Raw genomic sequence first — 7,959 nt, forward strand, 5'->3', positions numbered from 1 at the left:
CGCGCATGCGCTACGCGGGAGCTTCACTTCATGATGCCTGTCATGACGTGATTCATGGCGATTTCCTGTCTCTTGGCGGGCAGGGTGGTGTGGTGGCCGTTGACGCTGATGGCAAGGTGGACTTTGCCTTGAACTGTGCGGGCATGTACCGCGCGACAGTGAACGAAGAGGGCATTGCGCTGGTGGCTATCTTTGCGGATGAAGCACTGTCGCCAGTAGCGGAATAACCGAAACGAAAAAGGTCAGCACATGCTGACCTTTTCTTTACATCTCACGCAGCCAACAAGGCTTGCGTCATCAGTAATGTGGAGGCGGCGTCTCTTCGCTCATGCTGGCGATGTTGGCTGGCTCCATGGCTTTCAGTTTTGTCACCAGAAACGAAATTTGCGACGTCATCTTGTCGATGGTCAATTGGTGCTGGGTGATGGCATCGTTCAGCTCTTCAATCGTGTGTTCCTGAAAAGCTTGTTTGATCTCCAGGTCGTCAATTTGTTTCTGCAGACGCAGTTCTGTCTCGGTCATGATGGTTTCTCAATTACTCTGCTATCCACGCCTGAGCGATACCGGCAGAAGTGCCAGAAATAACGCGTCCAGTCGGATCAATGGCGACATCATACACTACTGCGCTTGGTGGACGGGTATTTTGTTGCTCCTCCGCTAACCAGCGACCGATGTTCTCTCCGCTCTGGGTATCCCAAAACTCCACGCGTCGACCCGGCGTACCTGTGACCAGTTTCGAGCCGTCGTCCGAGAAACGTGCGGTGGAGAAGTTCGGGTGGCGATGGAACATACGAAGTTCGCTTCTCGGCTCTCCTGTCGACAAATCCCAAACAATGGCAGTGTCATCGCCATCGGCAGAGAATGCAAACTTGCCTGAGCGATGGAGCTCCACGCGGGTAATGCGGTGTTCATGGGGAAACTCGTTCAACACTTGCCCGGTTTCTGTGCTCCAAAAGAAGGCGTTGTGGTCGTTACCGCCCGACATGGCGAACTTGCCATTGGGGGATAAAGACACGCTGTTCACTTTTTCTCGGTGCGCAAGGAACTCTAAGCGTCTCCCTGTGCCTAAGTCCACGAAGAGGGCTTTCCCATTAGAGAGGGCAAGCAGCACCTTTTGACCGTTATTGCTGATGTCGACATCGCGGATGATGCCATCGGAGATAGACCAGAGTCCTTCTGCCTGTCCCCATGCCAAATCCCACACGGCAAAGTTCTGCGACGTAGCGGTAATGGCGTAGCGATTGTTGTCAGAAATCTGACTGGCGATCACAGTATTCTTATCTGGGTCCTGATATCCAAACTCAGCCAACTGTTTGTTTTGCATCAGGTCCCAGAGCACGATACCTTCTGCAGTAGACGTCATAAGGGCAAATCGGCCGTCACGGCTGAGGCTAAAACTGGTCACACCCGAAGGCTCTAACGTCCAACGTTGAGCTTCGTGTGTTGAGTGAAAGCATCCAGAAAGTGCTAACAGTGTCAGAATTAAGCAAATTGTGCCGACGAATTGTCGAATCATGCTTGAGTTCCTTATCTTTGGCCCCTATAACGACGAGTATATTGATCGTTTCGGGCTTTCGCATCGTTATCGCGTAAGCGAATTAGAGAAATGTGGTTTTATACCAACGGAGTAACGAATGAAATCTGTTTTTAAAGTATCGCTGCTGGCAGCGACAGTTGCATTGGCAGTGGGCTGTCAGGAAGAAGCAAAACAAGAAACAGTACAAGTTGAAGCCCCTGTTGCAGTTGAGCAGACAGTGACTTTTGCAACGGAAGACGACAAAGCAGCATACGCAATCGGTGCGTCTTTGGCGCAATACCTGAAAGCAAACCTTGAGCAACAAGAGCAAATCGGTCTGTCATTGGATGCAGATCTGGTACTGCAAGGTGTGCAAGACGCGTTTGCTGACAAATCAAAACTGACTGACGAAGAAGCGCAGGTTGCGCTGCAAGCACTGGATCAGCGCGTTGCTGAAATGGCGCAAGCTCAGGCACAAGAAAAAGCACAAGAAGCCGTGAAAGCGGGTGAAGAATTCCGCGCGAACTTTGCAAAACAAGACGGCGTGAAGACCACTGACTCTGGCCTGATGTATCAGGTAGAGAAAATGGGTGACGGCGAGAAGCCATCTGCAGAAGACACGGTAGTGGTTCACTACAAAGGTACATTGACTGACGGTACCCAGTTCGATAGCTCATACGACCGTGACCAGCCAGCGACCTTCCCGCTGAACCGCGTGATCCCAGGTTGGACTGAAGCGTTCAGCTGATGCCTGTGGGTTCTAAGTTCAAGTTCGTTATTCCGCCTGAGCTGGCATACGGCTCTCAAGACACGCCAGCTATCCCAGCAAACTCTACGCTGGTATTTGATGTTGAGCTGCTTGAAATCAAAGGCAAACCAGCAACAAATTGATGCAAACATCGGCAAGTCGACAGCAATAATTGATAAGCTTGATGAATAAAAAGCCCCGGCCTAGGTCGGGGTTTTTGCGTTTTCTTGAACTAACTCTGTTAAACTTATCGCCAGATTTTAAAATTTGCAGCATTCGTTTATCGTCTGCTGAAGATAAAAAGCCAAGTAAAGGAAGAGTAAGCCTGTGGTATCGACAGACAGCTTTGGTGCGGACGTGATCGTCGAGAGTGATTTAAGCGAGAATAATCCGTTCACCGAACAAGACCGCATTATCCTCAAATCTTATGAGGCCGTCGTAGACGGTTTGGCAGCGTTGATTGGCCAACACTGTGAAATCGTGTTGCACTCGTTAGAAGATCTGAATCGCTCCGCCATCAAGATTGCGAACGGTGAAAACACCGGACGTCAGGTAGGTTCACCTATCACGGATCTCGCATTACGTATGCTGAGAGACATTGAGGGGTCAGAACGTAATTTTTCTCGCGCCTACTTTACGCGTGCGAAAGGCAACACCTTGATGAAATCCATCACGGTGGCTATCCGTAACAGTGACAGTCGAATCGTTGGCCTGCTGTGTATCAATATCAACCTTGATGCGCCATTTTCTCAGGTACTACAGGCCTTCATGCCAACCGATGAAGCGCGCCAAGCGGCGTCTTCGGTTAACTTTGCCAGCGATGTCGATGAACTGGTAGACCAAACGGTTGAGCGCACCATTGAAGAAATCAATGCGGACAAGTCTGTGTCGAACAACACCAAGAACCGTCAAATCGTGATGGAGCTGTTCGATAAAGGCATCTTCGATATTAAAGACGCGATTAACCGCGTGGCGGACCGTCTGAATATCTCGAAGCACACCGTCTACCTCTACATCCGTCAGCGCAAAGGTGAGGACGGCGAGAAATGAGCCTGAACTATGTGTTGGTGGTGAACAGCCCTGTGTATGGTCACCAATCTTCACTGACTGCTTATCGCTTTGCTAAAGCGGTTATCGAAAAAGGACACACGTTAACGCGTGTGTTTTTCTATCAAGATGGTGTGTCGAACGCATCTTCTTTGACCGTGCCTGCGAACGATGAGTTTGACTTGGTCGCCGCGTGGCAGTCACTGGCAACTGCGCACAACATTGAGCTGCAAACCTGTGTGGCTGCGGCGTTGCGTCGCGGTCAGATCAGCGAAGACGAAGCCAAACAACACAATCTTGCCTCGCACAACATGGCGGATGGGTTTACCCAAGCTGGGTTGGGTGGGCTATCCGAGTCGCTGCTGACAGCAGACCGCGTTATTCAGTTTTAGGTGAATCATGAAAAAGCTGGGATTTGTCTTCTCATCGGCACCGCACGGTTCGGCGAGCGGCCGAGAAGGGCTGGATGCCGTATTGTCGACATCAAACTACAGTGAAGACTTGGTACTGATGTTTGTCGGCGATGGCGTTATGCAGCTGTTGGCCGGCCAATCGCCTGACACTGTCCTGTGTCGTGATTACATTTCGACCTTTAAAATGCTGTCACTTTGCGATGTAGAGGAAATCTACATCTGTAAAGATTCGTTGACTGAACGCGGTCTTCTCGATGCGCCTTTAATTATCGATGCGCAAGTCGTGTCGACAGATGAAATCACAGCGCAGCTAGGACAGTGCGCGAAAGTGCTTAATTTTTAAGGAAAGACAATGCTTCATACCGTCAATTCCTCACCGTTTTCATCGTCGTCATTGGCCGTTTGTCTGCGTTATGCAGACCGACATTGCGAGATCCTGTTGATCGAAGATGCTGTTGCTGCGGCGATTAGTGGGGGAGAGTGGCAACAAAAACTGGCTGCGTCGGGTCATCGCATTTATGTGCTAAAAGATGATGTTATTGCGCGTGGTTTACAGGGAAAAGTCGAATCACCGTTCGAAGTGATTGAAATGGAAGACTTTGTTGAGCTTACGGAAAGGCATGTCACGCAAATGAAATGGTGATTTGCGCACCGATAAGCTAGCGTAAAAGCTTGGGATTACAGTGTTTATAAAGTGATCTAAGTAAAGATCGTTGTATAAATCTTGACACCCCAATTGACGACATCTAAAATTTCGCGTCCCTACTTCTGTGGGGCATAGATTTTTCACACTTATATACGTAAGTAATATCAGGAGCTATTTAATGGCAACTATCAACCAGCTGGTGCGCAAACCACGCGTTAAGCAAGTTGCGAAAAGCAACGTGCCTGCGTTGGAAGCGTGTCCGCAAAAACGTGGTGTTTGTACTCGTGTTTACACCACCACTCCTAAAAAACCTAACTCGGCACTGCGTAAAGTATGTCGTGTTCGCCTGACCAACGGTTTTGAAGTTACTTCATACATCGGTGGTGAAGGCCACAACCTGCAAGAGCACTCAGTTGTTCTGATCCGCGGTGGTCGTGTTAAAGACCTTCCAGGTGTGCGTTACCACACCGTTCGTGGTGCACTTGACTGTGCAGGCGTTAACGACCGTAAACAAGGTCGTTCTAAGTACGGTGTGAAGCGTCCTAAGTCTTAATGGAATCCGTTAAGTAAGGCCAAACACTAATTAATTTGTAATTTTGAAAAAACTGAAAAGTTTTGGATAAAACCTGAAGAAGACAACGGAGAATTTCCATGCCACGTCGTCGCGTAATTGGTCAGCGTAAAATCCTGCCGGATCCTAAGTTCGGATCAGAGCTGCTGGCAAAATTTGTAAACATCGTAATGGTTGACGGTAAAAAGTCGACTGCAGAAAAAATCGTTTATGGTGCACTGGACATCATGGCAGAGCGTTCTGGTAAAGAACAACTGTCTGTGTTCGAAGCAGCTCTTGAAAACGTACGTCCAGCGGTAGAAGTTAAGTCTCGCCGTGTGGGTGGTTCAACTTACCAAGTTCCAGTAGAAGTACGTCCAGTGCGTCGTAATGCTCTGGCAATGCGTTGGTTGGTTGAAGCTGCGCGTAAGCGTGGTGAAAAATCTATGGCTCAGCGTCTGGCTAACGAAATGCTGGATGCATCTGAGAACAAAGGTACTGCTGTTAAGAAACGTGAAGACGTTCACCGTATGGCAGAAGCAAACAAAGCGTTTGCTCATTACCGCTGGTAATACCTTTTTAGGCGCGGCATTTGCCGCGCCTAAACCACATTTCTAAGGTTGACCTTAGTAAGAGGATACTACTGTGGCTCGTAAGACCCCTATTGAGCGCTACCGTAACATCGGTATTTGTGCGCACGTAGACGCAGGTAAAACTACAACAACAGAGCGTATCCTGTTTTATACCGGTCTTTCTCATAAAATTGGTGAAGTGCACGATGGTGCCGCAACCATGGACTGGATGGAGCAGGAGCAAGAGCGTGGTATCACCATTACCTCGGCTGCGACTACTACTTTCTGGCGCGGTATGGATGCACAATTCGCTGAGCACCGCATCAACATCATCGATACCCCAGGACACGTTGACTTTACCATCGAGGTAGAGCGTTCGCTGCGCGTATTGGATGGTGCTGTAGTTGTCTTCTGTGGTTCTTCCGGTGTTGAACCTCAGTCTGAAACCGTTTGGCGTCAGGCAGACAAATATCAAGTTCCTCGTATGGTTTTCGTCAACAAGATGGACCGTGCAGGCGCAGATTTCCTGCGTGTGGTTGAACAAATTAAAGTTCGACTGGGCGCAACCCCAGTGCCAATTCATTTGAATATTGGTGCTGAAGACGAGTTTTCCGGTGTTATCGACCTTATCAAAATGAAGGCGATTAACTGGAACGATGCAGACCAAGGCATGACCTTCGCATACGAAGATATCCCTGCCGACATGCAAGAGCTCGCAGAAGAATGGCACCAGAATCTGGTAGAAGCCGCTGCTGAAGCTAACGAAGAGCTGATGGACAAGTACCTTGAAGAAGGCGAACTGTCTGAAGCCGACATCAAGCATGGTCTGCGCGAACGTACACTTAACAATGAAATCGTACTGGCTACCTGTGGTTCTGCGTTCAAGAACAAAGGCGTACAAGCAGTACTGGATGCAGTTGTTGAGTTCCTTCCTTCACCGATTGACGTGAAAGCAATCAAAGGTGAAGACGAAGATGGCAACGAGATCGAACGTCATGCAGATGACAACGAACCGTTTGCAGCCCTAGCATTTAAAATTGCTACTGACCCATTCGTGGGTACGTTGACCTTCCTGCGTGTTTACTCAGGTGTGGTTAACTCTGGCGACACTGTTTACAACTCAGTGAAAGAAAAACGTGAGCGTTTCGGCCGTATCGTTCAAATGCACTCAAACAAGCGTGAAGAAATCAAAGAAATTCGCGCGGGTGACATTGCAGCGGCCATCGGTCTGAAAGATGTAACAACTGGTGATACGCTTTGTGCGCAAGACTCTAAAGTAATCTTGGAGCGCATGGACTTCCCAGAGCCTGTTATTCAGATCGCTGTAGAGCCACGTTCTAAAGCTGACCAAGAAAAAATGGGTATTGCGCTAGGTAAGCTGGCAGCAGAAGACCCGTCGTTCCGCGTTGAAACCGATGATGAATCAGGTCAGACCCTGATCTCAGGTATGGGCGAACTGCACCTGGATATCATCGTAGACCGCATGCGTCGCGAATTCAGCGTAGAATGTAACGTAGGTAAGCCACAGGTGGCATACCGCGAAACCATCCGTGGTAAGGCTGAAGTCGAAGGTAAATTCGTCAAGCAGTCTGGTGGTCGCGGCCAGTACGGTCATGTTTGGTTGAAACTGGAACCATCTGAGCCTGGCGAAGGCTTTGTCTTCGTTGATGAAGTCGTTGGTGGTGCGGTACCGAAAGAATACATCGGTGCTGTTGGTAAGGGTGTTGAAGAACAGATGAGTAGTGGCGTTCTCGCCGGCTACCCAGTGCTTGATGTAAAAGCAACCCTGTTTGACGGCTCTTACCATGATGTTGACTCCAACGAAATGGCGTTTAAGATCGCTGCATCGATGGCATTCAAGAAAGGGGCGCTCGAAGCGCAACCTGTTATTCTTGAGCCAATGATGAAAGTGGAAATCACCACTCCAGAAGACTGGATGGGTGATGTAGTGGGTGACTTGAACCGTCGTCGTGGTCTGATTAGCGGTATGGATGAAGGTCCTGCTGGTTTGAAGATCATACGCGCACAAGTACCACTGGCTGAGATGTTTGGTTACGCAACTGACTTGCGTTCAGCGACTCAGGGCCGCGCATCTTACTCTATGGAATTCAGCGAATACGCTGACGTTCCAAAGAATGTTGCTGAATCAATCATCGCACAGCGTAGTTGATTAGTAGCTTCAATGCTGGCATTGTTCGCCTGCATTGAAAAAACTTCTGATCGCACTCACGACGGTGAGTGTGACTCATAACTAGGAAGGAACACGATCGTGTCTAAAGAAAAATTTGAACGTACGAAACCGCACGTTAACGTTGGTACTATCGGCCACGTTGACCACGGTAAAACCACTCTGACTGCTGCTATCTGTACTGTACTGTCTAAAGTATACGGCGGTGCTGCACGTGACTTCGCATCAATCGATAACGCTCCAGAAGAGCGCGAGCGTGGTATCACTATCTCTACTTCA

11 protein-coding genes and 1 pseudogene are annotated in these 7,959 nt (G+C 49.1%); 10 read left to right on the forward strand and 2 right to left on the reverse strand.

All coding sequences use genetic code 11. The features are described from left to right. Positions 1–227 (forward strand): isoaspartyl peptidase/L-asparaginase (locus ATN88_RS04540; RefSeq protein ID WP_198158330.1); only part of this gene is annotated, 227 nt, incomplete at its 5' end. Positions 228–297: 70 nt separating this feature from the next. Here ATN88_RS04540 and ATN88_RS04545 read toward each other — a convergent pair. Next, positions 298–522: a SlyX family protein gene (locus ATN88_RS04545; protein ID WP_067412094.1), complete on the reverse strand. Its 225-nt coding sequence runs from the start codon at positions 520–522 to the stop codon at positions 298–300. Positions 523–535: 13 nt separating this feature from the next. Next, positions 536–1,516: a WD40 repeat domain-containing protein gene (locus tag ATN88_RS04550; protein WP_067412097.1), complete on the reverse strand. Its 981-nt coding sequence runs from the start codon at positions 1,514–1,516 to the stop codon at positions 536–538. Positions 1,517–1,634: 118 nt separating this feature from the next. Between ATN88_RS04550 and fkpA the strand changes: the two are divergent. The 9 genes and pseudogenes from fkpA to ATN88_RS04595 form a co-directional block, all read left to right on the forward strand. Further along, positions 1,635–2,407, forward strand: a pseudogene (gene fkpA / locus ATN88_RS04555) (FKBP-type peptidyl-prolyl cis-trans isomerase). Between the two features lie 184 nt (positions 2,408–2,591). After that, positions 2,592–3,314 (forward strand): helix-turn-helix transcriptional regulator, encoded by a 723-nt coding sequence (locus tag ATN88_RS04560; RefSeq protein ID WP_067412099.1) that lies wholly within the window; start codon positions 2,592–2,594, stop codon positions 3,312–3,314. Continuing rightward, positions 3,311–3,703, forward strand: coding sequence for a sulfurtransferase complex subunit TusD (tusD, locus tag ATN88_RS04565; protein ID WP_067412102.1), 393 nt, complete (start codon positions 3,311–3,313; stop codon positions 3,701–3,703). Before ATN88_RS04560 ends, tusD begins: the two co-directional genes overlap by 4 nt. Positions 3,704–3,710: 7 nt before the next feature. Continuing rightward, entirely contained in the window at positions 3,711–4,067 is a 357-nt protein-coding gene (tusC, locus tag ATN88_RS04570) for a sulfurtransferase complex subunit TusC (protein ID WP_067412105.1), read from the forward strand. A 9-nt stretch (positions 4,068–4,076) separates the two neighbouring features. Further along, positions 4,077–4,367: a sulfurtransferase complex subunit TusB gene (gene tusB / locus ATN88_RS04575; protein ID WP_067412110.1), complete on the forward strand. Its 291-nt coding sequence runs from the start codon at positions 4,077–4,079 to the stop codon at positions 4,365–4,367. 181 nt (positions 4,368–4,548) lie between these two features. After that, on the forward strand, positions 4,549–4,923 hold the full coding sequence (rpsL, locus tag ATN88_RS04580; protein ID WP_038181303.1) for a 30S ribosomal protein S12: 375 nt from the start codon (positions 4,549–4,551) through the stop codon (positions 4,921–4,923). 98 nt (positions 4,924–5,021) lie between these two features. Then, positions 5,022–5,492: a 30S ribosomal protein S7 gene (rpsG, locus tag ATN88_RS04585; RefSeq protein WP_067412114.1), complete on the forward strand. Its 471-nt coding sequence runs from the start codon at positions 5,022–5,024 to the stop codon at positions 5,490–5,492. A 73-nt stretch (positions 5,493–5,565) separates the two neighbouring features. Beyond that, on the forward strand, positions 5,566–7,662 hold the full coding sequence (gene fusA, locus ATN88_RS04590; protein ID WP_067412117.1) for an elongation factor G: 2,097 nt from the start codon (positions 5,566–5,568) through the stop codon (positions 7,660–7,662). Between the two features lie 99 nt (positions 7,663–7,761). Next, positions 7,762–7,959 (forward strand): GTP-binding protein (locus ATN88_RS04595; protein WP_232312801.1); only part of this gene is annotated, 198 nt, incomplete at its 3' end.

It is taken from the genome of Enterovibrio coralii, assembly GCF_001559595.1.
GTDB lineage: Bacteria > Pseudomonadota > Gammaproteobacteria > Enterobacterales > Vibrionaceae > Enterovibrio > Enterovibrio coralii.

Coding starts and splice junctions, on each gene's coding strand:
- rpsG (WP_067412114.1), top strand. CDS start 5,022: ATGCCACGTCGTCGCGTAATTGGTCAGCGTAAAATCCTGCCGGATCCT.
- ATN88_RS04545 (WP_067412094.1), bottom strand. CDS start 522: ATGACCGAGACAGAACTGCGTCTGCAGAAACAAATTGACGACCTGGAG.
- ATN88_RS04550 (WP_067412097.1), bottom strand. CDS start 1,516: ATGATTCGACAATTCGTCGGCACAATTTGCTTAATTCTGACACTGTTA.
- tusB (WP_067412110.1), top strand. CDS start 4,077: ATGCTTCATACCGTCAATTCCTCACCGTTTTCATCGTCGTCATTGGCC.
- rpsL (WP_038181303.1), top strand. CDS start 4,549: ATGGCAACTATCAACCAGCTGGTGCGCAAACCACGCGTTAAGCAAGTT.
- tusD (WP_067412102.1), top strand. CDS start 3,311: ATGAGCCTGAACTATGTGTTGGTGGTGAACAGCCCTGTGTATGGTCAC.
- tusC (WP_067412105.1), top strand. CDS start 3,711: ATGAAAAAGCTGGGATTTGTCTTCTCATCGGCACCGCACGGTTCGGCG.